22 protein-coding genes and 6 tRNA genes are annotated in these 26102 nt (G+C 73.4%); 14 read left to right on the top strand and 14 right to left on the bottom strand.

Features of this window, described 5'->3' with window-relative positions:
• Positions 1–55 precede the first annotated feature (55 nt).
• Positions 56–1285: an HRDC domain-containing protein gene (locus ACQFYA_RS11855; RefSeq protein WP_499124337.1), complete on the bottom strand. Its 1230-nt coding sequence runs from the start codon at positions 1283–1285 to the stop codon at positions 56–58.
• Positions 1282–1902, bottom strand: coding sequence for a DUF3000 domain-containing protein (locus ACQFYA_RS11850; protein WP_499124334.1), 621 nt, complete (start codon positions 1900–1902; stop codon positions 1282–1284). Before ACQFYA_RS11850 ends, ACQFYA_RS11855 begins: the two co-directional genes overlap by 4 nt.
• Before the next feature lie 208 nt (positions 1903–2110).
• Here ACQFYA_RS11850 and gnd point away from each other — a divergent pair, with 208 nt between their 5' ends.
• Genes gnd through ACQFYA_RS11835 form a run of 3 tightly spaced genes read left to right on the top strand, consistent with a single transcriptional unit; the run spans position 2111 to position 6164 of the window.
• The gene (gene gnd / locus ACQFYA_RS11845) at positions 2111–3547 is read left to right on the top strand and encodes an NADP-dependent phosphogluconate dehydrogenase (protein ID WP_499124332.1); all 1437 of its coding nucleotides are present in this window, start codon (positions 2111–2113) and stop codon (positions 3545–3547) included.
• On the top strand, positions 3544–4893 hold the full coding sequence (locus tag ACQFYA_RS11840; RefSeq protein WP_499124330.1) for a carboxylate--amine ligase: 1350 nt from the start codon (positions 3544–3546) through the stop codon (positions 4891–4893). Before gnd ends, ACQFYA_RS11840 begins: the two co-directional genes overlap by 4 nt.
• Positions 4890–6164: a carboxylate--amine ligase gene (locus ACQFYA_RS11835; RefSeq protein WP_499124328.1), complete on the top strand. Its 1275-nt coding sequence runs from the start codon at positions 4890–4892 to the stop codon at positions 6162–6164. The genes ACQFYA_RS11840 and ACQFYA_RS11835 overlap by 4 nt, the downstream gene beginning before the upstream one ends.
• Positions 6165–6230: 66 nt before the next feature.
• On the opposite strand, the gene ACQFYA_RS11830 is transcribed toward ACQFYA_RS11835, so the two are convergent.
• Both ACQFYA_RS11830 and ACQFYA_RS11825 read right to left on the bottom strand, forming a co-directional pair.
• On the bottom strand, positions 6231–6728 hold the full coding sequence (locus ACQFYA_RS11830) for a hypothetical protein (protein WP_499124327.1): 498 nt from the start codon (positions 6726–6728) through the stop codon (positions 6231–6233).
• 74 nt (positions 6729–6802) lie between these two features.
• Positions 6803–7627, bottom strand: coding sequence for a dihydrofolate reductase family protein (locus tag ACQFYA_RS11825; RefSeq protein WP_499124325.1), 825 nt, complete (start codon positions 7625–7627; stop codon positions 6803–6805).
• 38 nt (positions 7628–7665) lie between these two features.
• Between ACQFYA_RS11825 and zapE the strand changes: the two genes are divergently transcribed.
• Positions 7666–8751 carry a cell division protein ZapE gene (zapE, locus tag ACQFYA_RS11820; protein ID WP_499124324.1) on the top strand — a complete coding sequence of 362 codons (1086 nt, stop codon included), beginning with the start codon at positions 7666–7668 and terminating at the stop codon, positions 8749–8751.
• A 24-nt stretch (positions 8752–8775) separates the two neighbouring features.
• On the opposite strand, the gene ACQFYA_RS11815 is transcribed toward zapE, so the two are convergent.
• The gene (locus ACQFYA_RS11815; protein WP_499124322.1) at positions 8776–10323 is read right to left on the bottom strand and encodes an alpha-amylase family protein; all 1548 of its coding nucleotides are present in this window, start codon (positions 10321–10323) and stop codon (positions 8776–8778) included.
• A 296-nt stretch (positions 10324–10619) separates the two neighbouring features.
• Between ACQFYA_RS11815 and ACQFYA_RS11810 the strand changes: the two genes are divergently transcribed.
• The gene (locus tag ACQFYA_RS11810; RefSeq protein ID WP_499124320.1) at positions 10620–10853 is read left to right on the top strand and encodes a hypothetical protein; all 234 of its coding nucleotides are present in this window, start codon (positions 10620–10622) and stop codon (positions 10851–10853) included.
• 10 nt (positions 10854–10863) lie between these two features.
• Here the strand turns inward: ACQFYA_RS11810 and ACQFYA_RS11805 are convergent, their stop codons facing one another.
• The 7 genes from ACQFYA_RS11805 to ACQFYA_RS11775 all read right to left on the bottom strand — a co-directional run bounded on the left by ACQFYA_RS11805 (position 10864) and on the right by ACQFYA_RS11775 (position 12247).
• Positions 10864–11109, bottom strand: a complete 246-nt coding sequence (locus ACQFYA_RS11805) for a hypothetical protein (RefSeq protein ID WP_499127511.1) — start codon at positions 11107–11109, stop codon at positions 10864–10866.
• A 79-nt stretch (positions 11110–11188) separates the two neighbouring features.
• Entirely contained in the window at positions 11189–11515 is a 327-nt protein-coding gene (locus ACQFYA_RS11800) for a DUF2277 domain-containing protein (protein WP_499124317.1), read from the bottom strand.
• Between the two features lie 86 nt (positions 11516–11601).
• Positions 11602–11676: transfer RNA gene (locus ACQFYA_RS11795), tRNA-Val, on the bottom strand.
• A 50-nt stretch (positions 11677–11726) separates the two neighbouring features.
• Positions 11727–11802: transfer RNA gene (locus ACQFYA_RS11790), tRNA-Gly, on the bottom strand.
• Positions 11803–11964: 162 nt separating this feature from the next.
• Positions 11965–12039: transfer RNA gene (locus ACQFYA_RS11785), tRNA-Val, on the bottom strand.
• A gap of 8 nt (positions 12040–12047) precedes the next feature.
• Positions 12048–12118, bottom strand: a tRNA-Cys gene (locus ACQFYA_RS11780).
• A gap of 56 nt (positions 12119–12174) precedes the next feature.
• Positions 12175–12247, bottom strand: a tRNA-Gly gene (locus tag ACQFYA_RS11775).
• A gap of 128 nt (positions 12248–12375) precedes the next feature.
• On the opposite strand from ACQFYA_RS11775, the gene ACQFYA_RS11770 reads away from it, so the two are divergent.
• The 4 genes from ACQFYA_RS11770 to ACQFYA_RS11755 all read left to right on the top strand — a co-directional run bounded on the left by ACQFYA_RS11770 (position 12376) and on the right by ACQFYA_RS11755 (position 15197).
• The gene (locus tag ACQFYA_RS11770) at positions 12376–13533 is read left to right on the top strand and encodes a chorismate-binding protein (RefSeq protein WP_499124314.1); all 1158 of its coding nucleotides are present in this window, start codon (positions 12376–12378) and stop codon (positions 13531–13533) included.
• Positions 13534–13562: 29 nt separating this feature from the next.
• Positions 13563–14162, top strand: a complete 600-nt coding sequence (locus tag ACQFYA_RS11765) for a dihydrofolate reductase family protein (RefSeq protein WP_499124312.1) — start codon at positions 13563–13565, stop codon at positions 14160–14162.
• A gap of 32 nt (positions 14163–14194) precedes the next feature.
• Positions 14195–15061: an aminotransferase class IV gene (locus ACQFYA_RS11760; protein ID WP_499124309.1), complete on the top strand. Its 867-nt coding sequence runs from the start codon at positions 14195–14197 to the stop codon at positions 15059–15061.
• A gap of 64 nt (positions 15062–15125) precedes the next feature.
• Positions 15126–15197 (top strand) — tRNA-Val (locus ACQFYA_RS11755).
• A gap of 256 nt (positions 15198–15453) precedes the next feature.
• On the opposite strand, the gene ACQFYA_RS11750 is transcribed toward ACQFYA_RS11755, so the two are convergent.
• Positions 15454–16035, bottom strand: a complete 582-nt coding sequence (locus ACQFYA_RS11750) for a TetR/AcrR family transcriptional regulator (protein WP_499124307.1) — start codon at positions 16033–16035, stop codon at positions 15454–15456.
• Positions 16036–16183: 148 nt separating this feature from the next.
• Between ACQFYA_RS11750 and ACQFYA_RS11745 the strand changes: the two genes are divergently transcribed.
• The 4 genes from ACQFYA_RS11745 (at position 16184) to ACQFYA_RS11730 (ending at position 22443) form a co-directional block, all read left to right on the top strand.
• Positions 16184–18019 carry a flavin-containing monooxygenase gene (locus tag ACQFYA_RS11745; RefSeq protein WP_499124304.1) on the top strand — a complete coding sequence of 612 codons (1836 nt, stop codon included), beginning with the start codon at positions 16184–16186 and terminating at the stop codon, positions 18017–18019.
• Positions 18016–19068 carry an SMP-30/gluconolactonase/LRE family protein gene (locus ACQFYA_RS11740; RefSeq protein ID WP_499124301.1) on the top strand — a complete coding sequence of 351 codons (1053 nt, stop codon included), beginning with the start codon at positions 18016–18018 and terminating at the stop codon, positions 19066–19068. Before ACQFYA_RS11745 ends, ACQFYA_RS11740 begins: the two co-directional genes overlap by 4 nt.
• A gap of 208 nt (positions 19069–19276) precedes the next feature.
• Entirely contained in the window at positions 19277–20776 is a 1500-nt protein-coding gene (locus ACQFYA_RS11735) for an MFS transporter (protein WP_499124299.1), read from the top strand.
• A gap of 26 nt (positions 20777–20802) precedes the next feature.
• Positions 20803–22443: a hypothetical protein gene (locus tag ACQFYA_RS11730; RefSeq protein ID WP_499124297.1), complete on the top strand. Its 1641-nt coding sequence runs from the start codon at positions 20803–20805 to the stop codon at positions 22441–22443.
• Between the two features lie 54 nt (positions 22444–22497).
• On the opposite strand, the gene ACQFYA_RS11725 is transcribed toward ACQFYA_RS11730, so the two are convergent.
• The gene (locus ACQFYA_RS11725) at positions 22498–23703 is read right to left on the bottom strand and encodes a helix-turn-helix transcriptional regulator (protein ID WP_499124295.1); all 1206 of its coding nucleotides are present in this window, start codon (positions 23701–23703) and stop codon (positions 22498–22500) included.
• Positions 23704–23845: 142 nt separating this feature from the next.
• On the opposite strand from ACQFYA_RS11725, the gene ACQFYA_RS11720 reads away from it, so the two are divergent.
• The gene (locus ACQFYA_RS11720; RefSeq protein WP_499124292.1) at positions 23846–26086 is read left to right on the top strand and encodes a glycoside hydrolase family 2 protein; all 2241 of its coding nucleotides are present in this window, start codon (positions 23846–23848) and stop codon (positions 26084–26086) included.
• Positions 26087–26102: the final 16 nt, after the last annotated feature.

The following is a 26102-nucleotide window of genomic DNA, read 5'->3' as shown; positions in this document are numbered from 1 at the left end:
TGAGACCGGGTCTCACCAGAGGTGCCGGGTCTGGCCGACGGAGGTGCCCCGCGGGTCAGGAGACGGCGGCGAAGGCGGTCTCCAGGGGGCCGGCGACGAGGTCGATCTGCCACGCGCGGGCGCCGCGGCCCCGGAGGAACTCCGCGATCTCGGCCGACCCGGCCGGGTCGGGCGGGGTCCAGCACAGCCGGCGCAGGGCGTCGGGCTGGAGCAGGTTCTCGACCGGCACGTGCAGGTCGCCGGACAGGGAGCCGAGCAGCTCGCGCGCGCCGGCGAGCCGCCGCGCTGCGACCGGGTCTCGGTCGGCCCAGGTGCGCGGCTGCGGCGGGCCGTCGGTGCGGGGGCCGCGCAGGGTGGGCAGCCGGTCGTCCGGCAGGGCGAGGGCCTCGTCGATCGCCTGCTGCCACGCCGGGGCGCGGCGGCGGGTCGCCTTGCCGGCGAACTCGGGGAGCGCCACGAGCTGCGGCACCGTGCGGGGCAGGGCGCGGGCCGCGGCGACGATGGCGCGGTCGGGCAGGACGCGGCCGGGGGAGATGTCGCGGGCGCGGGCGTTGGCGTCGCGGGCCTCCCAGAGGCCGCGCACGACGGCGAGCTGGCGTCGGTCGCGCAGCGTGTGGGTGCCCGACGTGCGGCGCCACGGGTCGACGCGCGGGGCCGGGGGAGCAGCCGTGCGCTCGGCCTCGAACTCCTGCGCCGCCCACTCCGCCTTGCCGTCCGCCTCCAGCCGCTCGGCCAGGCGGTCGCGCAGGTCCACCAGCACCTCGACGTCGAGCGCCGCGTACCGCAGCCAGTCCTCGGGCAGGGGCCGCGTGGACCAGTCGACGGCGGAGTGCTCCTTGGCGAGTCCGAGGCCGAGCAGCTCGGCGACGACCGCGGCGAGGCCGACGCGCTCCAGGCCCAGCAGACGGGCGGCGAGCTCGGTATCGAAGACGCGGGCGGGCCGCAGCCCGTGCTCGGCGAGGCCCGGCAGGTCCTGCGACGCCGCGTGCAGCACCCACTCGACGTCGCCGACCGCGTCGCCCACGGGCGACAGGTCCGGCAGCGCCACCGGGTCGAGCAGCGCCGTGCCCGAGCCCTCGCGCCGCAGCTGGACGAGGTAGGTGGCCTGGCCGTAGCGGTAGCCCGAGGCCCGCTCGGCGTCGGCGGCGACGGGGCCGGTGCCGGCTGCGAACCGCTCGACCACGCGGGCGAGGGCGGCCGGGGTGTCGACGACGCGCCCGACGCCGTCGGCCGGCTCGGTGAGCGGGACGACGTCGGTCGCGGTCGGGGGGACTGCTGAGCTCATGGCCCCACGGTATGCGGTCGGGATGGCGGTCGGGGGCCCGACCGCGACGACAGGGCCGTGACGCCGTCGGGGAGCGGGGGCAGGCCGCCGGCGGTGGCCATGAGGTCGGCCCACACCGCGAGGTGGACGCCGAGGCCGGGGTCGGTGGGCGTCCAGGACGCGCGGATCTCGAGGTCCACGGCGTCGGGCGTCGCCTCCAGCGCCCCGAAGCTCTGGGAGAGCACGCGGGTCACGGTGCCGCCGATCGCCAGGGCCTCGACGCCCGTGGCGGAGAGCGACTCCGTGACCCACGTCCAGGCGACGTCCGCCAGCAGCGGGTCGGCCGCGAGCTCGGGCTCGAGGGTCGCGCGCACGAGGGTGACCACCCGGAAGGTGCCCTGCCACGTCTCCTGGCCGTCCGGGTCGTGCAGCACGACGAACCGCCCCGTGGCGACCTCCTCGCCGTCGGGCTCCACCACCTCGCCCTCGAGCGCGACGGAGTACGGGGCCACGCGCGTGGGGCCGGGGATCTCCGCGAGGTGCACCTCGCCGCGCAGCCGTCGCTCGCGCAGGGACGCCAGCGCGGCCGCGAACGGGGCGGGCACCTGCCTGGGGTCGCCCGTGCGGTCGCCGGTCACGCGAGCCACCGTACGGCGCGGGGGCGCGGATCCGGGGAACCGACGCGGTCGGCGGGCCGGCCCGTGTCCGGATCGTGATGGTCCGTACACCCCGCCGCGCGCGCCGACTAGGCTGGTCCCGGCTCCCCGGGCCGGGGCACGCGTGCGTCCGCCGCCGTCGTCCGCCCGACGCCCGACCGAACCGAGAACCGACGGAAGCAGGGAAACGATGACAGCTCGTGCCCAGATCGGCGTGACCGGCCTTGCGGTGATGGGCCGCAACCTCGCCCGCAACTTCGCGCGGCACGGGTACACGGTCGCGGTGCACAACCGGTCGTACGCCAAGACCGAGTCGCTGATCGCCGAAGCCGGATCCGAGGGCGACTTCGTGCCGTCCGAGTCGATGGCCGACTTCGTCGCGTCGCTCGAGCGGCCGCGCAAGGTCGTCGTCATGGTCAAGGCCGGTGGCCCCACCGACGCCGTCATCGACGAGCTCGTGCCTCTGCTGGAGTCGGGCGACATCGTCGTGGACGCCGGCAACGCGCACTTCCCCGACACGATCCGCCGCGAGAAGGCGCTGAGCGCGAAGGGCCTGCACTTCGTGGGCACCGGCGTGTCCGGCGGCGAGGAGGGTGCCCTCAACGGCCCCTCGATCATGCCCGGCGGCACCCGCGAGTCCTACGCGAGCCTGGGCCCGATCCTCGAGGACATCTCCGCGAAGGTCGACGGCACCCCGTGCTGCACCTACGTCGGGTCCGACGGCGCCGGCCACTTCGTCAAGATGGTGCACAACGGCATCGAGTACGCCGACATGCAGCTCATCGCCGAGGCCTACGACCTGCTCAAGCAGGGCCTGGGCGCGTCGGCCGCGGAGATCGGGCAGATCTTCGCCGACTGGAACACCGGCGACCTCGAGTCGTTCCTCATCGAGATCACGGCGGACGTGCTGCAGCACGTCGACGCCGCGACCGGGAGCGCGTTCGTCGACGTCGTGCTCGACCAGGCCGAGCAGAAGGGCACCGGCCGCTGGACGGTGCAGAACGGCCTGGACCTGGGCGTGCCGATCACGGGCATCGCCGAGGCCACGTTCGCCCGCGCCCTGTCCGGCTCCGTGCCGCAGCGCGAGGCCGGGCGCGCCGCCCTGCCCGCCGACGCCGGCACGTGGGACGTCACGGACCGCGACGCCTTCATCGAGGACGTGCGGCTCGCCCTGTACGCGTCGAAGGTGGTCGCCTACTCCCAGGGCTTCGACCAGATCGCCGCGGCGTCCGCCGAGTACGGCTGGGACGTCGACCGCGGCGCCATGGCCCGGATCTGGCGGGGCGGCTGCATCATCCGCGCCCGCTTCCTCAACCGGATCACCGAGGCCTACGAGCGCGACGCCGAGCTGCCGCTGCTCCTCGCGGACGAGTACTTCACCGGGGCCGTGGCGAACGGCCTCGCGGCCTGGCGCCGCGTCGTCGCGCGGGCCGCCCTCAACGGGGTGCCCACGCCGGCGTTCTCGTCGTCGCTCGCCTACTACGACGGGGTGCGCGCCGAGCGCCTGCCCGCCGCGCTCATCCAGGCGCAGCGCGACTTCTTCGGCGCCCACACCTACCGCCGCACCGACCGCGACGGCACGTTCCACACCGAGTGGTCGGGCGACCGCGCCGAGCAGGAGGCATGACTCCACCCGTGAGCACCCCCACCAGCCCGGGCGGGGCCGCCTCCGCGGCCGCGCCCGGGGTCCGCCCCGTCATCGTCGGCTCCGACATCGGCGTGTACGCCCTCGCCCGCGCGTTCCACGAGCGGTACGGCGTGCGCACCACCGTGGTCGCGTTCGCGGAGCCCGGGCCGATCGCGCACTCGAGCATCATCGACGTCGTCCTGTCGGGCAGCGAGCCCGAGCAGATCGTCGCGACCCTGCAGCAGGTCGCCGCCGATCGGACGCGGAGCGCGCCCGGCGAGCGGCTCGTCGCGCTCACCAACATGGACTGGGCCGTGCAGACCCTGGTGCACCACCGGGCCGAGCTCGAGGGCGCGGGGTACGTGGTGCCGTTCGCCGACGCCGCCCTCATCGACCGCATCTCCGACAAGGCGGAGTTCGCGGCCGCGTGCGCCGAGCTCGGCATCCCGACGCCGGCCACGGTGATCCAGGACTTCGCGGGCGCGGGGGACCCGGGCTGGGAGCCGGCGCCCGTCGGCTTCGACTTCCCGGTGATCGCCAAGCCGGCGAGCAGCGCCGACTACCACGGCGTCACGTTCCCGGGGAAGAAGAAGATCTTCGAGATCGCCACGCCGGCCGAGCTCGACCGGCTGATGATCTCCCTGCGCGAGGCGGGGTTCCGGGGGCGCTTCCTCGTCCAGGAGATGATCCCGGGCGACGACACCCAGATGCGGTCCGTGACCGCGTACGCCGACAGCGCCGGGCGCGTGACCCTGCGCGCCTCGGCGCACGTGCTGCTGGAGGAGCGGACCCCCGCCACCCGCGGCAACCCGTCCGCGATGATCGTGGAGCGCATCGACCCGATCCTCGACGCCGCGCAGCAGCTCCTGGAGCACACCGGCTGGCGCGGGTTCGCGAACTTCGACGTCAAGCTCGACCCCCGCGACGGCGTGTTCAAGTTCTTCGAGCAGAACCCGCGGATCGGGCGCAACAACTTCTACGTCACCGCGGGCGGCCAGAACGTCGCCGAGGTGCTCGTGGACGACGTCGTGCACGGCGTGCGGCGCGAGCCGGTGACCGCCGACCGCGAGGTGCTCTACGCCGTCGTGCCGCACGGTCTGCTGCGGCGGTACGTGCTCGACCCGGCGCTGCGCGCCCGGGTCGTGGCGCTCATGCGGTCGGGGCGCACCGTGCACCCGTTGCGCTACAAGGCCGACGCGTCGCCCCGGCGCCGCCTGTACGTACTGACGGCCCTGGTCAACCACTGGCGCAAGTACCGGCAGCACTACCCGCTGGAGGAGCTGCGGCGCGTGCACGCCACGAACTCCCCGGACGGCGCCGCGTCGTCGGGCCGGGTGAGCGCGTGAGCCGCGGGCACGCCCCGGAGCCGCGGCCCGAGCTGGCGCCGGTCCTGCTCGGCGGGGACATCGGCGTGTACGCCCTGGCCCGCGCGTTCCACGAGCGGTACGGGGTGACGTCCACCGTCATCTCCGGCCTCGTGCCCGGCCCGATCGCCGACTCGCGCATCCTGCGCTCGGTCACGGTCGCGGACAGCCACGACGAGCGCGGGCTCGTCGACGCCGCGCTCACGGTGGCCGGCGAGACGCTCGCGGCCGACCCGGGACGCCGCCTGATCCTCCTGGCGAACTCGGACTGGCTGGTGCGCACCGTCGTGCGGCACCGCGACGAGCTCGAGGCCGCCGGCTACGTCGTGCCGTTCCTCGACGAGGACCTGCTGGACCGGATCAGCGACAAGGCGACGTTCGCCGAGCTCGCCGAGAAGGTCGGCATCGCCGTGCCGCACACGATCGTGCAGGACTTCGCCGGCGCCGACGACCCGGCGTGGCGGCCCGTGCCGGTGGACGTCGGCTGGCCGCTCATCGCGAAGGCGGCGAGCAGCGCCGACTACCAGGACGTCGAGTTCCCGGGCAAGCGCAAGGTGTTCGAGATCGCCTCCCAGGCGGAGCTCGACGACCTGTGGCGCCGCCTGCGGGAGGCAGGGTTCCGCGGCAGGTTCGTGGCGCAGGAGCTGGTGCCCGGCGACGACACGCAGATGCGCTCCATCACCGCGTACGTCGACGCGCACGGCGAGGCCACGCTCATGGCGGGCGCGCACGTGCTGCTCGAGGAGCACACGCCGAACGGGCTCGGCAACCCCGCGGCCATGATCACGGGCGACCTGGGCGCGATGTTCGACCAGGCGCGCGCGTTCCTGGCCGAGACCGGCTACCGCGGGTTCGCGAACTTCGACATCAAGGTGGACCCCCGGGACGGGCGGTTCGCGTTCTTCGAGGTCAACCCGCGCATCGGCCGCAACAACTACTACGTGACCGCGGCGGGCGCCAACGTCGCGCGGTTCGTCGTGGCCGACCACGTGGACGGCGTGGCCCTGGAGCCGGTCGTCGTGTCGCGGGCGGTGCTGTACTCGATCCTGCCCACCAGCCTGCTGCTGCGCTACGTCCGCGACGAGGAGCTGCGGGCGACGGTGCGGCGGCTCGCCCCGGACACCGCGCACCCGCTCGCGTACTGGGCGGCCGACGGCGGGCCGAAGCGCCGCGCCTACGTCGCGGCGGCCAAGCTCAACCAGGTGCGCAAGTTCCGCCAGTGGTACCCGGAGCCGACCGGCACCGGCTTCTGAGAGCACCCTGCGCCGAGCGGAGAGGCCGCGCCCCTGGTCGGGGCGCGGCCTCTCGCGCAGTGGCTGTCAGTCGCCGATCTCGCTGGTGCCGGCGTACAGGTGCAGCACGGGGGCGCGCAGGTGCTCGCGGGCCCGGGAGGCCCAGTCGGAGCGGAACGTGTCCGCGACCACGTGCGGGTAGGTGACCACGACGACGTCCACGACGCCGCCCGGTCCGCCCTCGGCGGCGACGGCGGAGCTCAGCGCGGGCAGCGGGTCCTCCTCGGTGACCTCGCCGTCGGCGACGGCGCCGGCGCCGCGGAGCGCGGCGAGAGAGGCCTCGAGCCGCTCGGCCGCGGTCGCCTTCGCCTGGTCGGGCGTCGGCTCCCTGCCCACGAGGTCGTGCCCGGCCTCGCGCAGCTCGCCCACCCACAGGTGGTCGATGATCGCGGCCACCACGTTGCGGTCGGTGTCGGAGGGGACGAGCACGCGGTAGCGCTCGGACTGCTCCTCGTGCAGGGACAGGATGTGCGCCACGTCGGCGTCGGTGAGGGCGTCCTCCGTGAGGACGACGGTCGTCGGCATGCCTGCACCGTAGTCATCCGGCGGGCCGACCGCGAGGTCAGGAGGCCGGTCCGGGCGTGGTCGTGACGCGCGCCTCAGCGGGGCGGTCCCGGCGGGCCGGCCCGGTGCAGCAGCCAGCGGGCCAGCAGGGTGCCGCCCTCGGGGGCGTGCAGCAGGTGCGCCAGCCGTGCGGGCGCGGCGCCCGCGGGGACGCCCGCGGCCGGGGGCGGGGCGCCCACGGCCGTCGGCGTGGCGGCGACGATGCGCGACGGACCGGGGCCCACGAGGCAGGGGCTGGTCGTGACGCACAGCTCGTCGACGAGACCGTCCGCCAGCATCGTGGCCAGCAGCGTGGGCCCGCCCTCGCACAGCACACCGCGCAGCCCCCGCGCGGCCAGCGCCGCGAGTCCGGCGCGCACGTCCACGTCGTCGGGGTCCGTGGCGCCGGGCACCTCGACGACGCGGTCGGAGGGCAGCGTGCGGCCCGCGACCTGCGCCCCGGAGCGCCCTGTAAGGACCAGGGGCGGGCGTCCGCCGTCCGTGAGCTGCTGCGGCACGCGGCCCGACCGGGAGACGAGCGCGAGCTCCAGCAGCCGGTCGGAGGCGGCGGGGACGCCCGCGGGCCGGTCCAGCGCCGTGTAGCCCTCGTGCCGGGCGGTGCCGGCGCCGACCAGCACGACGTCCGCCATGGCCCGCAGCACCCGGAACACGCGCCAGTCGGCGTCGTCGTTGATGGACCCCGACAGGTGGTCGGGCCCCCAGGCGCCGCCGTCGACCGTGCTGACCATGTTGGCGCGCACGTGCGGGGCGTCGCCGGGAGGCACGTCGTAGAGCGCCCTGAGTCGCGGCTCCGCGGGGTCGGCGGTCAGGTGCTCCGGTCCGGGGACCAGCAGGTCGAGCGGCGTCGTGGCAGATCTCACAGCGGCCAGCGTACTGACGCGGCGTAGCCTTGGGGGTCGTGACTCTCACGCAGGACCAGGCCGCGACGCCCCAGGACCCCGCCCCGGACGGCACGAGGCCGGCGCTCACGGCGGTGCGTCCGTCGGTCTCGCCCGGCCGGCTGCTCGCCGACCTCGTGCCGCCGCGCCACTTCGCGCAGGCCCGCTTCTCGACCTACCGCGCCGACCCCGCGCACCCGAGCCAGACGACGGTGCCGGCACGGCTGCAGGAGGTCGCCGCCGAGATCACGGCCCCGCCGGCCTCCCGGCTGAAGTCGCTGTTCGGCAAGCGCCGCGCGGTCCCGGCCGTGTACATGGACGGCGGCTTCGGCGTCGGCAAGACGCACCTGCTGACCTCGCTGGCCCACGCCGTCACACAGGAGCTCGGCGAGGGATCGGTCGCCTACGGGACGTTCGTCGAGTACACGAACCTCGTGGGCGCCCTCGGCTTCCTCCCGACGGTGGAGGCGCTCGCCACCCGCCGCCTGGTCTGCATCGACGAGTTCGAGCTGGACGACCCGGGCGACACCGTGCTGATGTCGCGCCTGCTGCGCGAGCTCGCCGACCGGGACGTCGCCCTCGCCGCCACGTCGAACACGCTGCCCGACGCGCTGGGGGAGGGCCGGTTCGCGGCCGAGGACTTCCTGCGGGAGATCCAGGCCCTCTCGTCGCGCTTCGAGGTGCTGCGCGTGGACGGCGAGGACTACCGCCACCGCGCCGTGGTCACGGAGGCCGCCCCGCTGGCGGCTGACGTCGTGGCCCGCACCGCCGCCGCCCGCCCGGGCGCCGTGCTCGACACGTTCGACGACCTGCTCGCCCACCTCGCCACCGTGCACCCCAGCCGGTACGGCGCGCTGCTCGACGGCGTCGAGCTCGTGGCCCTCACGGGCGTGCGGCCGGTGCACCGGCAGGAGGTGGCGCTGCGCCTCGTCGTCCTCGTGGACCGCCTGTACGACCGCGACGTGCCCGTGCTGCTGGCGGGCGACGCCGGGCAGCAGCTGTTCACGGAGGAGATGCTCCGCGGCGGCTACCGCAAGAAGTACTTCCGGGCGCTGTCGCGCCTGGGCGCGCTCGCCGAGGAGGGGCGCCGGCTGGTCGCCGACTGAGGGCCGCGGGCCGGCGGCGGGCACCTACCCGTCGGTCGGCCCCGTGTGCAGCACGACGGGCGACCGGGGCGGCAGGCGCAGCGTGCCGCCCTCGTAGGTCGTCCCGGCCGGGTCCCAGGCGGCGACGAGCCGCGTGCTCTCGGGCAGCGCGGAGACGTCGAGCGTCGCGGGGTCCGCGCCGGTCGCGAGCGCGACGGCGGTGCGGCCGCGGCGCCCCAGGAGGGCCGTGCCCTCGGTGCGGACCTCGACGGCGCGGTCCCGGTCCGCCGACGCGGCCGGCCGCAGCTCCAGCAGCGACCGGGTCCAGTCGACGAGGCGGCGCGACCGCTGGTCGCGCGCGGGCACCGGCACGTGCTCGGTGTCGAGCACGGGCGGCGTCCCCGCGAGGATCGCGAACGTGAGCAGGCAGGCCCGGTCGTCGTCGCTGACGGCGCCGTCCGCGCCCGGGCCGTCCCCGTGCGACGGCGTCCACGGGACGGAGCGGTTCGCCGCCGGCAGCCGCGTCAGGTCGGTCACGAGCACGGAGGCCGCGCGCTGGGCGGCGCGGTGCGCGCGGCGCAGGCTGGGCGGCCGCCACGACGCCTCGGGGACGGACGGGAACACCTCCTGCGCGAGGCGGCGGAGGTCCTGGGCGCGGTCGTCGTCGCCGGGCGCGGCGAGGATGTGGTGCACCACCGTGGTGAGCCGGTCGCTGCGTCCCGGGCCGTCCACGAGGAGGGCGACCCGGCGCCCGAGCTGCTCCCCGAGGCGGCGGACGTCCTCCGCGAGCTCCCCGAGGAACGGCACCGCCGACCTGTCGACGAGGGCCTCCACGTCGAGGAGCAGGCCGTCGACGTGGAACTCGCGCATCCACCGTTCGGCGTCGGCCACCAGGAAGTCGCGCGGCCCCCGGCTCCCGCTGCCGTCGAGGTTGATGCGGGGGCTGTCCGAGCCCGCCGGGCCGGGCCGCGCACCCGTGCGCGGCCCGATGCGCGACCCGGTCGCGTAGGGGCCGAAGGCGTGCAGGCCGAGGTCGTCGGCGACCGCCCAGCGGTGCGGGGCGTCGAGCACCACCGCGAGTCCGTGCCGGTGCGCGCGGTCGACGAACCGCTGGAGCGCCGCGGGGCCGCCGAACGGCTCGTGGACGGCGAAGAGCCGGACGCCCGCGGCCGGCCCGCGGGCGGGGTCGAACGTCGCCACGGGGGAGAGCTCGACGCCGACCACGCCCGTGTCCGCGACGTCGGCCAGGCGGGCGGTGGCCGCGTCGAGCGTGCCCTCCGGGGTGAACGTGGGCAGGTCGACGCGCAGGAGGGCCCCCAGGCCGAGGTCCGCCCCGCGCCACGCGTCGTCGGTCCAGGGGTACGCGGGGTCGGACACCCGGGACGGACCGTGCACCCCGTGCGGCATCCAGGTGCTGCACGGGTCGGGGACGGGCGTGCCGCCGTCGACGGAGAACAGGTAGTCGGTGCCGACGGCGAGCTCGTGGTCGGCGCGCCAGTAACCCGGCTCGTGCGCGCCGACGAGGCGCAGCGGGAAGCGCTCGTCGGTGCCGGGGAGCACCACCTCGACCGTGTGGGCTCGGGGGGCCCACACGAACGGACGAGGTCCCGGCCACCGGTCCCTCGAGCGGGGGAGGGGTGGTGGGGTTCCTGGTGCCGCCCTGTCGGCGAGGCCTGTATCGGCAGCGGTCACGGCCGACACTCTAGCCACGGACACCGACCTTCGCGGCCCGACGTCCGGTGGCCGGGCGGCGCGCGCCGAGGAGGCTCGCAGCGAGTGTGCGGAGAGCGGTCGGGTCGTGTCGAGGGGACGGGCCTCGGGAGCTTTCGTCCGAGAAAAAGTGTGCCAAGCGCGGGCGTTCAGCTCCGCCGGCTGCTAGACCTGGGCCCATGAGCAAGCACGACACAGGCCCACAACCCCAGGCGCCGGTGGACAGGTTGGACGAGTCGATCGCCTCGCAGGCCAGGCTGGCACCCCGGCGGCGCCCGCAGGACGATCAGTTCCGGGACTCCCGATCGGGCGGAGACGCGGCGAAGGCGCCGACATCGCTCTCCGCCTCCGAGCTCGGGCCCATCGAGGGAGCGTCGAGCGGCGTCTCCTGGGACGACCCCGACGAGCTCTGACCGCGAGCTGTCAGCGCGGCAGGCGGTCCGCCCCGACGGGGACCAGCCGCGGCATCCCGGCGGGGGCCACCCGGCTCAGCGCGACGTAGCGCGCTTCCGCGCGGTGCAGGCGGATGTGCTCGTCGAGCGACCAGTCGGGTCCGTTGGTGAGCACCATCCCGCACGAGCAGTCGATCTCCACCACGCCGCCGGATGCGTGCCGCACCTGGCCCACGGTGACGTGCGAGGCCCGGGCGCGCGCCTTGGCGCGGTGCATCGTCGCGGAGACCGGGTCGTGAGAGGTCTCGAGGGGGTCGTCGAGGGGCTCAGGGGGAGGGCGATCCACGCGGGCGAGCCTAGTGGGTGTGGGCGATCCCGAGCTCGTGCATCCGCTCGTGCTCCTCGCGGGCGGCCTGGCGCTCGGCGATACGTGCCTGCACCTCCGCGCGGCGCAGCGGCGGCACGGTCTTCGGCGGCTGCCGGCGGGCCGGGAGCTCGCCGAGCAGCCGGGTGACGATCGCCGCGATCTCGGCCTCGGCCTGCTCGCACGGCTCGCGCGTTGCGGCGCCCGCCGAGCGCTGGACGCCCGTCACCTTGCGGACGAACTGCTCCGCGGCGGCCCGGATCTCCTGGTCGGTGGCGGGCGGCTCGAGCCCCCGCAGGGTCGTGATGTTGCGGCACATGCCCTCGACGCTACGCCGCGACGGTGACGGCGGCGACGGCCCGGGGCGACGAAAGGCCGCCCCGGCGTTCCGGGACGGCCTCGTGCTGGTGGGCGATACTGGGATCGAACCAGTGACCTCTTCCGTGTCAGGGAAGCGCGCTACCGCTGCGCCAATCGCCCGTACGGCTGCTGCGTGTCCCCGTCCGTGAGGACGGGAGACGCACAGAGCGTGGAGCGGATGACGGGATTCGAACCCGCGACCCTCACCTTGGCAAGGTGATGCTCTACCAACTGAGCCACATCCGCGCGGCAGGGGTGTTCGGGGTTTCCCCCGGCCTCCCGGCGCCTGAGGAACATTACTTGACCTGGGGCGCGCTGGTCCAATCGCGGGCGTGTGACCTGCGACGCTGCGGACTCCGGAACGACGAAGCCCCCTGACTGGGTCCCGGTCAGGGGGCTTCGTGATGCTGGTGGGCGATACTGGGATCGAACCAGTGACCTCTTCCGTGTCAGGGAAGCGCGCTACCGCTGCGCCAATCGCCCGTGCTGCGAGGTGGGTACGGGATTCGAACCCGTGTATACGGCTTTGCAGGCCGCTGCCTCGCCTCTCGGCCAACCCACCTTGAGACGTGCTCTCTCCCGATGCTCGTGACGAGTCGATCAGAGAGTGGGCCTCCGAGCGGATGACGGGATTCGAACCCGCGACCCTCACCTTGGCAAGGTGATGCTCTACCAACTGAGCCACATCCGCGCGACCAGAGAACCTGGACACCCTGCGGTGCCCGCCGTTCTGGCGCGCCCCAAACATTAGTGGACCCCTGCCGGTCCGTCCAATCGCCTCCCCGGGGTGTCCCGCGCGCGACCCACTAGCGTGCTCGTGTGCACGAGCCGACCTCCTGGGCCACCTTCGCCGGCCGCCGCGCCACGCGCGCCGTCGAGTGCGTCGACCTCGCCGAGCACCCGGAGCGCCTCGACGAGGGCCTGTGGTTCGTCGTCGTCGACTTCGAGGCCGGTCTCGGCCGCGACGGGGCGGCGCGCGACGGCGGCCGGGCCCGCGCGTGGCGGTTCGCCGAGGTCGGGCCGGCCCCCGCCGCAGGGGACACCGTGGTGGCCGGATGGCATGGCCCGGCGCCGTCGGCCTGGCGCACGTCGCTCGGCCGGGAGGAGTACGTGCGCGCCGTCGCGACCGTGCGGGAGCGCGTGCGGCGAGGCGACGTCTACCAGGTCAACGTCTGCCGCGTCCTGACGGCCCCGCTGCCCGCCACGACGGGTGACGACGGCGTCGTCGTCGAGCCCGACGCGGCGGCGCTCGCCGCGCGGCTCGCGGCCGGCAACCCCGCCCCGTACGGCGCGGCCGTGCACGTCCCGGCGTCGAGCGGGCTCGACCCGGTGTGGGTGGTCAGCGCGTCGCCCGAGCTGTACCTGTCGCTCGACGACGGCCCGGACGGCCCGTCGTCGCTGGCGTCGGGGCCGATCAAGGGCACCGCCCGCACGCCCGCGGGGCTCACCGCGAAGGACCGCGCCGAGAACGTGATGATCACCGACCTCGTGCGCAACGACCTGCAGCGCGTGTGCCGCCCCGGCACCGTGGAGGTGACCGACCTCCTCGCGGTGGAGGAGCACCCCGGGCTGGTCCACCTCGTCTCGCGCGTGCGCGGCGAGCTCCGGGCCTCGGCCGACGGCGCGGTCCGGTGGGGCCGGGCGCTGGAGGCGACCTTCCCGCCCGGGTCGGTCTCCGGCGCGCCGAAGTCGTCCGCCCTGCGCCTCGTCGCGGAGCTGGAGCCGGAAGCGCGGGGTCCGTACTGCGGCGCCGTCGGGTGGGTGGACGGCGACGCCGGCCGCGCGGAGCTCGCCGTGGGGATCCGCACGTTCTGGTGGGCCGACGGACCCGGCGGGGGCCGGCTGCGGTTCGGCACCGGCGCGGGCATCACGTGGGGGAGCGACCCCGCCCGGGAGTGGGACGAGACGGAGCTCAAGGCGTCCCGGCTGGTCGGGCTCGCGTCGTCCGCCGACGGGGTGGACGACGTCGACCGATGAGTCCCGGGCCCAGCGCCCGTCAGACCGGCATGACACAGGTGACGTGCGACATCGGGATCTCGCTCGACGGCATCTCCGCCGGGCTCCATCAGTCCCTCGAGCGGCCGTTCGGCGACGGTGTCGGCGGCGGGGAGCAGCTCCACGCGTGGATGTTCGAGCACGCGGCCGCCCACCAGACGGAGCGCGCGGCGATCACCGCCGCCGGGGCGTTCATCATGGGGCGCCACATGTTCACCCCCGGCCGCGGGGACTGGGACCTGGGCTGGCGCGGCTGGTGGGGCGAGGACCCGCCGTACCACGCGCCCGTCTTCGTGCTCACCCACCACGAGCGGGAGCCCCTCGCGATGGAGGGCGGCACCACGTTCCACTTCGTCACCGGCGGCCCGCAGGAGGCGCTGGACCGGGCCCGGGAGGCCGCGGGCGACCGGGACGTGTCCGTCGCCGGCGGGGCGACGACGATCAACCAGTACCTGGCCGCCGACCAGATCGACGAGCTGCGGCTGCACATCGCCCCGGTGGTGCTGGACGTCGAGGGGGTGCGACTGTTCGACGGCGTCGGGCAGCGCGCGCTGAAGGCCGTCGGCGGCCGGGTGACGCCCGAGGTGACGCACCTCGTGCTGCGGCGCTGACGCGGGTGCCGCGGGGGTGCAGACTGGCCCCCATGAGTCTGGTGATCTGGGCGGACGGCCGCCTCGTCGGGCAGGGAGAGGCGGCGCTGAGCGCCGTCGACCACGGCATCACCGTCGGGGACGGCGTCTTCGAGACGTGCACGGTCTTCGACGGCCGGGCGTTCGCGCTGACGCGGCACCTGCGACGTCTCGCAAGGTCGGCGCAGGGGCTGGGCCTCGCCGCGCCGGACGAGCAGAAGGTGCGCGACGGCGTCGCCGCCGTGCTCGCCCAGGCCGTGCAGGCCGGCGGGCCCTTCGACGGCCGGCTCCGCATCACGGTGACCGCGGGGGTCGGGCCGCTCGGCTCCGGGCGGGTGGAGGCGCCGCAGACCGTCGTCGTCGCCGTGCAGGACTCGGCCATGGCGCCGACGTCGCGCTCGGCCCGTTCTCCGTGGCCGCGCAACGAGCGCTCCGCCGTCGCCGGGCTCAAGACGACGTCGTACGCCGAGAACGTCGTGGCGCTCGCGGACGCCGTGCGCAAGGGCGGCGACGAGTCGATCCTGCCGAACACGGTGGGTGATCTGTGCGAGGGCACCGGGTCCAACGTCTTCGTGGAGCGAGACGGCGAGCTGGTCACCCCCACGCTCGACGCCGGCTGCCTCGCCGGCATCACCCGCGCTCTCGTGCTCGAGTGGGGCGCGGAGGAGGGGCTGCCCGTGCGGGAGGCCAAGGAGGGCGAGCTGCCCTTCACCGTCCTGGACGAGGTGACGCGGGGGACGGCGCAGCTGGCGCTCACGTCGTCGGGCCGCAACGTGCAGCCCGTCGTCTGGCTCGACGGCGCCGACGTCGCCGTGGGCGAGGTGTCCCGCGCCGCGCGCGAGCTGTTCGAGCGCCACTGCCGCGAGCGCCTCGACCCCTGAGCGCTGCGCGCGGCGTGCTGGTTTGAGTCGACGCCCGTTCTGTGGCTAATATCGTCCACGCACCGGGCGATTGGCGCAGTGGTAGCGCGCTTCGTTCACACCGAAGAGGTCACTGGTTCGAACCCAGTATCGCCCACCCGACGCAGAAGGCCCCCTGACCAGCGGAAAGCTGATCAGGGGGCCTTCGTCGTGAGCGCTGTGGGCCAACCCGCAACGTTCTGAACTGCGGTGATGATTGGCCCACCGTCGGGACGTCAGATTCCGGTATCGCCCTCGTCCTGACCTGCGGAGACGCGGAGACCGATCTGGCCGCAAGTGCGGCCGCACCATCGCGCCGCCCTGCTTCGGTTTCGTATCGAGAGGCGGTCGAAGCACTACAGATCGCGTGGCGCCTATCCGTGCAGCAGCCCCCGTTGTGGCGGATCGGTCGTGAACAGCCCGCGATGCAGGATCGACCGCACGTGGTCCGCACCGAGGAATCCGGCGGGGTGCTCTGTCGCCGCCTGTGCGGCCATCGCCATCGGCAGGGCGAGGAGCAGGTCCTGCGTGTCGAGGCCCGGGCGGAGGATCTCCCGAGACCGGGCGCGGGCCACCAGCGGTCGGAGCGCCGCGGCCGTGCGGTCGGCGAGCTCTCGAGTCCTGGTCGGGGTGCTGTCGGTCGCGAGGACGTATGTCAGCCACGGTGCCTCCCTCTGGACGTCGAGCAGGTAGTGGAACAGCTGCTCGAGGCCGTCGTCGGCGTCGGTGAGAGCTGCGGCGCGGGCCGTGATGTCCGTGACGTTCTCCTCCAGCACGGTGGCCACCAGGTCCTGCCGGTCCTGGAAGTGCCGGTGCAGCGTCGTGCGGCTCACGCCGGCGGTCCGGGCGACCTCCTCGAGCGGGGCGTGCGGCCCGAGGGTCGTGAAGGTGCGTCGGGCGGCGTCGATGAGGCGCTCGCGGTTGCGTGCGGCGTCGCGTCGCTGAGGTGTCGCCATGCCATGGAGGGTAGCCATCGGTCGGACGTGGAGCCCGTCTCCCGGGAGGTGAAAACGTACATCCGTGTACGGTTAGTGTTGCCTGCGGCGCCCGTGCGCCCGGGCGATCCCACCCGTCCGACGAAAGGCATGCTCCGTGACCGGAACCGTGAGTACGACCGAGCTCGCTGCCGAGCTCGGGATCGATCCAGACGCCCTGCGCGAGAAGTACCGCACCGAACGTGATCGTCGGATCCGGCCGGACGGTCTGGCGCAGTACGTCCGCGCCGCGGGAGAGTTCGGGTACTACGCGAAGGACCCGTACACGCCGCGCACCGAGCGCGAGCCGCTGACCGACCGGGTCGAGGTCCTGGTCGTGGGCGGCGGCTTCGGCGGCCTGCTCACCGGCGCGCGGCTGCGCGAGGCAGGGTTCGAGTCGATCCGCATGATGGACGAGGCCGGGGACTTCGGCGGCACCTGGTACTGGAACCGCTACCCGGGGATCCACTGCGACATCGAGTCGTACGTCTACATGCCGCTGCTCGAGGAGACCGGCTACGTCCCGTCGTGGCGGTACGCCCCCGGCGAGGAGATCCGGCAGCACGCGGTGCGGATCGCCGAGCAGTACGGCCTGTACCGGGACGCTGTCTTCCACACCCGGGTCACGGAGCTCACGTGGGACGAGGACGCCCTGGAGTGGCTGGTGCGCACCGACCGCGGCGACGCGATGCGCGCCCGGTATGTCGTGGTGTCCTCCGGCACGCTGACCCAGCCCAAGCTGCCGGGCATCCCGGGGATCGAGGAGTTCCGCGGCCACACGTTCCACACCAGCCGGTGGGACTACGGCTACACCGGCGGGAACGCCGACGGCGGGATGACCGGGCTCGCGGACAAGCGGGTGGCCGTCGTCGGCACCGGCGCGACCGGGCTGCAGGCGATCCCGCACCTGGCCCGGGACGCGGCGCACCTGTACGTCATGCAGCGCACGCCGTCGTCGGTCGACGTGCGCGACAACCGGCCCACCGACCCCGCGTGGGCGGCCTCGCTCAAGCCCGGCTGGCAGCGGGAGCGGATGGAGAACTTCCTCGCGATCCTCTCGGGCGAGGAGGTGGACGAGGACCTCACGCAGGACGGCTGGACGTCGACCGCGCGGCTCCAGCGCCACATGATCACCGGCGCGGTGGACACCTCTCTCGACCCGGCCGAGCGCGAGCGGCTCGACGAGCTGGCCGACTTTGCGAAGATGAACCAGATCCGTGCCCGCGTGGACGAGGTCGTCGAGGACCCCGCGACGGCCGAGGCGCTCAAGCCCTGGTATCGGTACATGTGCAAGCGGCCCGGGTTCTCCGACCAGTACCTGCAGGCGTTCAACCGCGACGACGTGACCCTTGTGGAGACCGCCGACCACGGCGGCATCACCCGGATGACCGAGACCGGCGTCGTGGTGGGGGACATCGAGTACGAGGTGGACTGCGTCGTCTTCGCCACGGGGTTCGAGGTTGGCGTCTCCGGGGTCGTCTCGGGCACCCTGCCGGTGCACGGCCGCGGCGGCACCACGCTGCTCGAAGCCTGGTCACGAGGCCCGCGCACCCTGCACGGCTTCTGCTCCCACGGCTTCCCCAACCTGTTCCACCTCGGGGCGATGCAGAACGCCAACTCCGTGAACTTCGTGCACATCCTGTCCGAGCAGGCCGACCACATCGCGGCCGTCCTCGCGCGCGCGGCCAAGACCGGCGCCCGCTGCGTCGAGCCCACGCGCGAGGCAGAGCAGGCCTGGTGCGACACCATCGTGGACGTCGCGGTCGACAACTCCACGTTCCTCGCCGAGTGCACGCCGGGCTACTACAACGGCGAGGGGACGCGGCGTGCGGCGCCGACGTCGTACAGCCCCGGCCCGGTGGCGTTCCACCGCCTCCTCGCTGCATGGCGCGAGGGCGGCATGAGCGACGTCCTGGTGGGCTCCGACGGCACGACGGACGCAGCGACGACGGGGGTGACGGCATGACCCGCGCGACGACGAGGCGCCGCGGCGCCGGCGCTTGGATCGCCGCCGTGCCGTTGCTGGCCCTGGCGGGGTGCGCGTCGGCTGCGGCGACCCCGGCTCAGCCGGCCGCACAGCACGTACAGGCGAAGGGCGGACCGGTGAAGGAGCGGACCGCGGACCGGGTGCTGCAGGTCAGCACCGTGCACGAGGCCACGGGAATGACCTTGCTGGAGGGGCCGACCTTCGGGGACGACGGCCGCCTCTACCTCGTGGACGTCACGGCGCCGGCGGGCGGGCCGAAGGTGGTGGCCGTCGACCTCGACACGCAGCGCAAGGAGACCTTCTACACCGACGAGCAGAGCGCGTTCACCTCCGCGCAGTTCAGCCCCGTCGACGGGCGGCTCTACCTCACCGACTACGTCGGCGGCAGGATCGTGAGCGTCACCCCTGAGGGCGGCGACCCCCGGGTGGTCGCGGAAGGTCCGGTCGACGGACGGACGATGCAGCCCGACGACCTCACGTTCGACGAGGCGGGGAACATGTTCGTCACCGACGCGCAGTACACGACCTACCCGGACGCCGAGCCGTCCGGCCGTGTGCTGCGCTTCGACGCCGGCACCGGCGAAGGAACCGTGCTGGCCGACCGCCAGCCCAACCCCAACGGGATCTCCTTCGACTCGGGCGGCGGCGCCCTGTGGTTGAGCCATGTCGACGCGAACCGGATCGACCGACTCACGCTGAACGCCGAGCGGACCGCCGTGACCGCCGGGCACACCGCGATGTACGTCGACGGCGGCACCAGCCAGACCGACTCGAACGCCGTCGACGCCGACGGGAACGTCTACCAGGGCGTGCACGGCGAGCCGAAGATCCTCGTCTACGGTCCCGACGGGACGCACAAGGCCACCATCACCGTGCCCGAGAAGGACGGTGACCTCGCGTCCGCCACCAACCTCGCCGTCCGGCCCGGTACGACCGACGCCTACGTCACGGTCAGCGGACCCGCGGGCGGTTTCGTCTACCGGTTCGACGCGCTCGCCGAGGGGGTGCGGCAGACCAACGGCGGCTGACTCGACCCGAGCGGCCGGTGGCACGGGGCACCGGCCACCGGCCGCTCGGGCAGTCGCAGGAGGATCCGCCGGTTCTCTGCTGCTCCTGCTGATCTGCTTCTATCGAGCGGCTTCCCGCGCGCCCTAGCCTTGCCGTCATCTCGGGCGGCAGCCACGGAACGACCCGTCGGCTGCCTGACCGAGGAGTGACTCAAGGAGCGTGAACGCGATGGCGCGTACCCCCAAGCAGACCGCGAGCGAGGCCGACGGCGTGACGTACCGCCGCGCGCGCACCTGGGAGATCGCCTTCTCCCAGATGAACAACGGCTCGGCGATGATCTTCTTCACCCTGGTCGGCCTCATGAGCTACCTGCAGAACGCCGGCTACGGCATCGCGGTGGCCGTGGCGGGCGTGCTCCTCACCGTGACACGCGTGTTCGACGGGGTGATCGACCCGCTGCTCGCGCTGATCATCGACAAGGTGAGCTTCCCGTTCGGCAAGCTGCGGTTCTTCATGCTCGCCGGCTGGCTGATCCGCTCGCTCGCGATCCTCATGCTGTTCGTCTGGGGCTCCGGCACCGGCCTCGGTGCAGGCTTCTTCGTGGCGCTGTACGTCGTGTACATCGTGGGGTCCTCGATGAACGACATCGCCGGTCAGATGTCGGGCCCCGTGCTCACCAACGACCCTCGCCAGAGGCCCACGGTGCAGGTGTGGGCGACGATCTACTCCTACTTCGTCCCCGCGGTCTTCTCGATCGTCTCCACCGTGGTGTTCCTTCCGCGTCATGGCAACGAGTTCACCGTGGGGATGCTCAGCGAGACCGCGATCACGTACGTGGCCTGCTCGTTCGTGTTCCAGGTGCTGGCCTGCGTCGGCGTGGCCCGGATCGACAAGCCCGAGAGCTTCGTGCACGTGACGACCACCTCCGCCGAGGACGCCAGGGTCACGGTGCGGGACATGTGGCAGCTGCTCACCCGCAACGGCCCGTTCCAGCGCTACCTGATCAGCGGAGCCTCCGACAAGCTGGCCCAGGTCGTGAGGTCACAGGCCGTGATCTCCACGCTCATGTGGGGCATCCTGCTGGGGAACATGCAGGTCGGCACCACCCTCAGCATGATCGCCATCCTCCCGGGCATCCTGTTCGCGATGTTCGGTGCCCGGTACAACGGCAAGCACGGCTCGAAGGCGGCCACGGTCACCTGGACCTGGATCTGCCTGGCCCTCGCGGCGCTGCTCACGCTGTTCTGCCTGGTGGTGGACATGGGCGCCATCCTGACGAGCCTGCCGCTGGCGATCGTCTTCTTCGCCGTGTACCTGCTGCTGAACGGCTCGTCGATGGTGGTGACCGTGGCTTCCGGCGCCATGCGGGCCGACATCATCGACTACGAGCTGGACCGCTCCGGCAAGTACCTGCCGGCCAGCGTCACCGCGACCTACAACTTGGTCGACCAGATCATCACCTCGCTCGGTGCCGCGCTCGCCCTGGGGGCCGTCGCACTCATCGGGTTCACCGCGGAGATGCCGCAGCCCACGGACGCGCCGACGACCCCGATCCTGCTGATGACGCTGCTGTTGTTCTTCGGCCTCCCGGTCCTCGGCTGGGCCTGCACACTGCTGGCGATGCGCGGCTACACGCTCACCCGCACCGAGATGATCGAGGTGCAGAAGCGGGTGGCGGACCGGAAGGCGGCCCTGCTGGAAGCCGAGCCCGTGACCACCGCAGGCTGACCGACACCTGAACCGAGGAGCCGTCCATGGACCCCATGACCCGGCGCGGCGACGGCATCCGATTGACGAGCGACGAGTTCGGCCGGATCGAGGTCGACACCGTCCCGCTCCCGCAGGACGCTCTCGACACCTACGCCACCTACACGCCGTCGGGCAGGATGCTCCTGCTCTACCGTCGCGCCGAGGACCCCGCTGACCGGCAGATCTTCCACGTGGCGACGATCGAGGACGACGGCAGCGGGTACCACCACGTCTTCTCGGGGACCATCGCGCAGCATCCTCGCGCCAACGGCATCCGTGCCATCGTGTTCCCCGACAACCGCCGGGTTCTGCTCGGCGACGACGTGCTCGAGTGCACCCCCGATCTCGACACCGCGACCGGGGCCCGCCTCGTCGACGTGCACTACCCGTGGCGCCAGGAGGAGGACCCCGGCACCACGCACCACTGGTCGGAGATCATCGTCGCCCCGGACGACGAGCACGTCGCCTGGACCATCCTGCGTGCCGACATGGGGGCCGCGGCCGCGTTCGGCCGGCTGCACCGCACGGCCGACGCCTACGAGGTCGTCGATCCTCAGCTCATCAGCACGGTCGAGCCGTTCCGCCCGGACCCGGAGCATCCCGGTTGCATGCTCCCGCACCCCTCTCGCGGCGGCGAGGTCAAGCAGTTCGTGCGCGGCGGTCGCGCGATCTCGGCCGTCGGGGGAGTGGACGGCTTCCTCCCGGACTCCGTGGTGCAGGCCCTGGACTCCGACGAGCTCAGCGCCGTCACCCGCAGTCCCGGCTACGACGAGACCACCATCTTCTCGCCGGACGAGCGGCTGGGACTCGTCATGACCACGCGCGCCTCGCGAACCACCGACCTGGGCGTGCTCGGGCTGCTGCCACGCCCACGGTCCGGGAACGCGCTGTCTGCCATCGCCTGGAGCGCCTACTCCTACAGCGTCACCGGGGTGCGCGACCATCGGCCGGGCAACTCCGGGCCCGTGCTCGTCGACCTGGCCCGCTCGCAGGCCGATCCCGCCTACCAGGGCGTCGCCCTGCACGACCCGGCCGAGGAATGGGTCTACGTCTCACCGATGTCCTGGCACCCGGACGGCGACCGCTGCGCCTGGCTCGAGACGCCCCGCGGCTCCGAGCTCTCCCAGCCCGTGCGGGACATCCGAGTCCGGCGGGCCCGGCTGCTCGACGTCGTCCCGGGGGAGCCGGTGCCGCCGGGCGCCGTCCCCGACGAGGTGCCGTACGCGCTGCGCGGCGCCGACGCCGAGCGGGCGCTGTGGGACCCGCCGGAGCCGGTGACGTCCGCCCGGGTCGCCGGGCGCCGCAGCGGCTACCTCGAGGTCGAACGCACCCTGCCCGACTCCGCCCGCGGCACCGCCGGGACGAGCCAGGTGCGCTACGTCGGCTACAGCGACGACGGCGCCTCCGTGTGGAACGGAGTCGAGCGCGTGACCAGCTCCTTCACCGCCGACACGGTGTACGAGGCCGACGTCGAGCTGTCCGGTCCCGTGCCGGGGGAGATGCACCTGCGCGTCACGTGGACACCCCTCGCCGGCTCCGAGCCCACGCGGCTCCGCTTCGTGCCGGCCGCTGACGGGAGGCCCGCCAGCTTCGGGTACGCCCGCTACGGCGACCAGCGACGCGAGGTCTCGGCGCTCGTGCCCTGAGCCCGACGCCCGCACGGCTCGGTGCGTCTGCACGGCTCGGTGCGTCTGCACTGCTCATTCCGCATGGGCGGCGCGGTACGCCGTGGGTGTCATCCCGTACGCGGTGCGGAACACCTTCACGAAGTAGTTCGGATCGTCGTAGCCGACGAACAGGGCGACGTCGTGCACGGGCTGCGAGGTGGTGGCGAGCAGGCGCGCCGCCCGCTCGGCCCGCTGCCGGGCGACATAGGCGGAGACGGTCGCGCCCGTCTCCGCCTTGAAGCGGCGTGCGAGCGTGGACGCGGAGACCCCGAGACGTTCCGCGAGCTCGGGGGTGGACACGTGGTGACCGAGGTGCAGGTCGATCTCCTCGGTCACCTGCCGCACCAGCGCCGAGTACCCGCGCTGGTGGTGCCGTCGCACGCTCCGGCAGAAGTCCGTGACCATCTGGGTGGTGAAGGCGGCGGTGCGCCGCGCGTCCGCGGTGTGCCCGATGCGGTGCAGGCGCTGCGCGTACTCCTGGGAGATCGCGTCGATCGTCACCGGAGGGAGCCCTCCACGCTGCGCCGCCACGCGAGCCATGATCCGCAGGATCGTGGTCCCGAGGAACGGGGTGTTCAGGTAGTTCATGGTCTGCGGCATGCCCGCCAGGCGTTGGAGCGCGGCCAGGGCCTGGTCGGCCGACCCGTCGGCGACCGCGTCCATGAAGTCCCGCTCCAGGCGGTACCGCTCCTCGATCACGGTGAAGGACGCGGACTGCGGGGCATCCGCACGGCCCGGCGTCATCGCCCCGCCCTCGCCCTCGATCTGCTGCATGCTGCCCAGCAGGTCCTCGCTGCCGGCGGCGCGCAGCAACGCCGCGGCGCTCCGGTGCACGTACTCCGGGTCCACGATCGGATACCGGGTGCGGTACAGCTTGTAGAGCCGCAGGTGCCCGGTGGGGATGCCGAGCCGGCCCAGCAGCTCCTCCGCCACACCCGGATGCATCGGCTCGTGGGTGTACGGGCCGACGAGGAGCAGGTGCTCGTCCCAGCGCACCAGGGCGACCGCCATCCCGAGCGGCTCGAGGACCTCGTGCACGACCTGCGGTTCCATCTCACGCACGAACGCGCGGAGCGCGGTGGCGGTGAAGGCGGGCTGGAGGTGCGGGTCGAGGCAGTGCGCGGTCTCGAAGTCGGCGAGCGCCGACGGGACGTCGTCCGTCACCACCACGGGGCAGCTCAGCACCTGGGCGAGGACGGCGCGCACGGTCTCGAGCCCGGGGGCAGTGGACGACGTCATCGTGAGTCCCTTCGTCGGGCAGCACGCCCGTGCCGGATCAGTGCTGATCATGCGCGACCAGTTCTATCACCCGGGCGACGGTCGTTCGTACCGTGGCGTGTCCCGGCACCCGCCGGCGCGATCTTGTCGAAGGAGACCCTCTATGACGCCGACCCCCGCCAGCCCTCGGCAGGCCACGCCGATCCTCGACGGCTGGGCGTTCGCGCCCGTCGAACTGCCGGCCGCGAGCTGGGACGACGTCGTCGCCGCGGGGGAGCAGGTCACCGTGCCGCACACCTGGAACGCGGTCGACGGGCAGGCCGGCGGCGAGTACCTCCGGGGCCGGTCCACCTACGCGCGGGTGGTCGAGGCCGAGGATGCCGCGGCGGAGACCTGGGTGGAGTTCGCGGGAGTGAACTCCTCCGCCGAGGTGTACGTGGGCGGACGGCTGCTCGCCCGGCACGACGGTGGCTACTCGACCTTCCGGGTGAACCTCACCGACCATCTCCTCGACGGGCCCCGGACCCTGGTGGTCGTCGTGGACAACGCGGCGACCGAGCGCGTGTACCCGCAGCAGGCCGACTTCACCTTCTACGGCGGCATCTACCGCGACGTCCGGCTCATCGCGGTCGGCGCCGCGCACCTCGCGCTCGACGAGCACGGCGGCCCGGGACTCACGGTGACCCCGACGCTGGACGGCGACCGCGCCGACGTGGCGCTGAGCGCGAGGGTCGTGGACAGCGCCGCCCGCGCCACGGCCGTGCGCTTCACGGTCGACGGCGAGGCCACCGCGACCGTGCCGGTCACGGGCGGCGAGGCGACCGCCACGCTCCCCGTCGAGCAGGTGCGCCGCTGGCACGGGCTGCGCGACCCCCACCTCTACACCGCGCGCGCTGAGCTCCTCGCCGGCGAGGACGTGCTCGACGCGGTCGACCTGCGCTTCGGCTGCCGCGAGTTCGCCGTCGACCCGCAGCGCGGCTTCCTGCTCAACGGCGAGGAGTACCCGCTGCGCGGCGTGTCCCGCCACCAGGACCACGAGGGCGTCGGCAACGCGATCACCGAGCAGATGAAGCAGACGGACCTCGCCCTGCTGAAGGAGCTGGGCGTGACCACCGTGCGGCTCGCCCACTACCAGCACGACCAGCGGTTCTACGACCTGTGCGACGAGGCGGGGATCGTGGTGTGGGCGGAGATTCCCCAGATCACCGTGTTCCTGCCCGGCGCCACCGACAACGCGCGCGACCAGCTCACCGACCTGATCGTGCAGAACCGCCACCATGCGAGCATCGTCAGCTGGGGCCTGTCGAACGAGATCACCCTCGCCGGCGCGGGGGACGACGTGCTCGCCGCCCACCACGAGCTGAACGACCTCGCCCACGAGCTCGACCCCACCCGCCTGACCGCGATGGCGCACCTGTTCATGCTCGAGACCGACCACCCCCTGGTCACCGTGCCGGACGTCATGTCGTACAACCTCTACTTCGGCTGGTACGTGGGCGAGCCCGGCGACAACGACACCTGGCTCGACGACTTCCACGCGGCGCACCCCGACGTCGCGATCGGCCTGTCCGAGTACGGGGCCGACGCGAACCCGCGGTTCCAGTCCGCCGAGCCCGCCAAGGGCGACTACACCGAGGGCTACCAGGCCCTGTACCACGAGCACATGCTCACGATGATCGAGCAGCGGCCCTGGCTGTGGGCCACGCACGTGTGGAACCTCGCCGACTTCGGCTCCGCCGGCCGCGACGAGGGCGGGGTGACCGGCCGCAACCAGAAGGGCCTGGTCTCCTTCGACCGCTCCCTGAAGAAGGACGCCTTCTACCTGTACAAGGCGGCGTGGTCGAGCGAACCCTTCGTCCACGTGGCGGGCCGCCGCCGGGCCGATCGGGTGGAGGACGTGACCGAGGTCATCGTCTACTCCAACCAGCCGAGCGTCTCCCTGCTCGTCGACGGCGTGGAGCACGCGACCGTCGAGGGACGCCGGGCCTTCCGCTTCCAGGTGCCCCTGACCGGCGAGCACAAGATCACCGCGCGGTCCGGCGGCCTCGTCGACACCGTCGTGCTGCACAAGGTGGACGAGGTCCCCGAGGCGACCGTCATGCCCACCACGACCGTCGCCAACTGGTTCGACGACGCCGAAGTGCCCGTCCGCGACGGCTTCTTCTCGATCCGCGACACCCTCGGAGACATCAAGCGGTCCGAGGAGGGTGCCCGCCTCATCGCCCCCGTGCTCGAGGCCGCGGCCACCCGCCACGGCGAGGTGGGCAAGGGCGTCGAGATCCCCGCGGCGATGCAGGCCATCGTCGACCGGACGAGCCTCGAGAAGCTCATCCAGCAGGCCGGAGGCGTGCCCGCCGAGCAGGTCGCGGCGCTGAACGCCCAGCTGAACACCATCGCCAAGTGACACCGAAAGGCCAGGA

The organism is Promicromonospora sp. Marseille-Q5078 (genome assembly GCF_050315395.1).
Taxonomy (GTDB): domain Bacteria; phylum Actinomycetota; class Actinomycetes; order Actinomycetales; family Cellulomonadaceae; genus Isoptericola.
Note: the sequence above shows the minus strand (reverse complement) of the source record. Positions and strands in the feature narration are given on the sequence as shown.

Bases quoted from the DNA above. Each gene is read 5' to 3' on its own strand.
- ACQFYA_RS11805 (WP_499127511.1), bottom strand. From the start codon at position 11,109: ATGCACCGCGCCAAGGCGCGCGCCCGGGCCTCGCACGTCACCGTGGGC.
- ACQFYA_RS11725 (WP_499124295.1), bottom strand. From the start codon at position 23,703: ATGACGTCGTCCACTGCCCCCGGGCTCGAGACCGTGCGCGCCGTCCTC.
- ACQFYA_RS11840 (WP_499124330.1), top strand. From the start codon at position 3,544: ATGACTCCACCCGTGAGCACCCCCACCAGCCCGGGCGGGGCCGCCTCC.
- ACQFYA_RS11810 (WP_499124320.1), top strand. From the start codon at position 10,620: ATGAGCAAGCACGACACAGGCCCACAACCCCAGGCGCCGGTGGACAGG.
- ACQFYA_RS11730 (WP_499124297.1), top strand. From the start codon at position 20,803: ATGGACCCCATGACCCGGCGCGGCGACGGCATCCGATTGACGAGCGAC.
- ACQFYA_RS11740 (WP_499124301.1), top strand. From the start codon at position 18,016: ATGACCCGCGCGACGACGAGGCGCCGCGGCGCCGGCGCTTGGATCGCC.
- ACQFYA_RS11750 (WP_499124307.1), bottom strand. From the start codon at position 16,035: ATGGCGACACCTCAGCGACGCGACGCCGCACGCAACCGCGAGCGCCTC.
- ACQFYA_RS11855 (WP_499124337.1), bottom strand. From the start codon at position 1,285: ATGAGCTCAGCAGTCCCCCCGACCGCGACCGACGTCGTCCCGCTCACC.
- ACQFYA_RS11765 (WP_499124312.1), top strand. From the start codon at position 13,563: ATGACACAGGTGACGTGCGACATCGGGATCTCGCTCGACGGCATCTCC.
- ACQFYA_RS11800 (WP_499124317.1), bottom strand. From the start codon at position 11,515: ATGTGCCGCAACATCACGACCCTGCGGGGGCTCGAGCCGCCCGCCACC.
- ACQFYA_RS11830 (WP_499124327.1), bottom strand. From the start codon at position 6,728: ATGCCGACGACCGTCGTCCTCACGGAGGACGCCCTCACCGACGCCGAC.
- ACQFYA_RS11760 (WP_499124309.1), top strand. From the start codon at position 14,195: ATGAGTCTGGTGATCTGGGCGGACGGCCGCCTCGTCGGGCAGGGAGAG.
- ACQFYA_RS11720 (WP_499124292.1), top strand. From the start codon at position 23,846: ATGACGCCGACCCCCGCCAGCCCTCGGCAGGCCACGCCGATCCTCGAC.
- ACQFYA_RS11735 (WP_499124299.1), top strand. From the start codon at position 19,277: ATGGCGCGTACCCCCAAGCAGACCGCGAGCGAGGCCGACGGCGTGACG.
- gnd (WP_499124332.1), top strand. From the start codon at position 2,111: ATGACAGCTCGTGCCCAGATCGGCGTGACCGGCCTTGCGGTGATGGGC.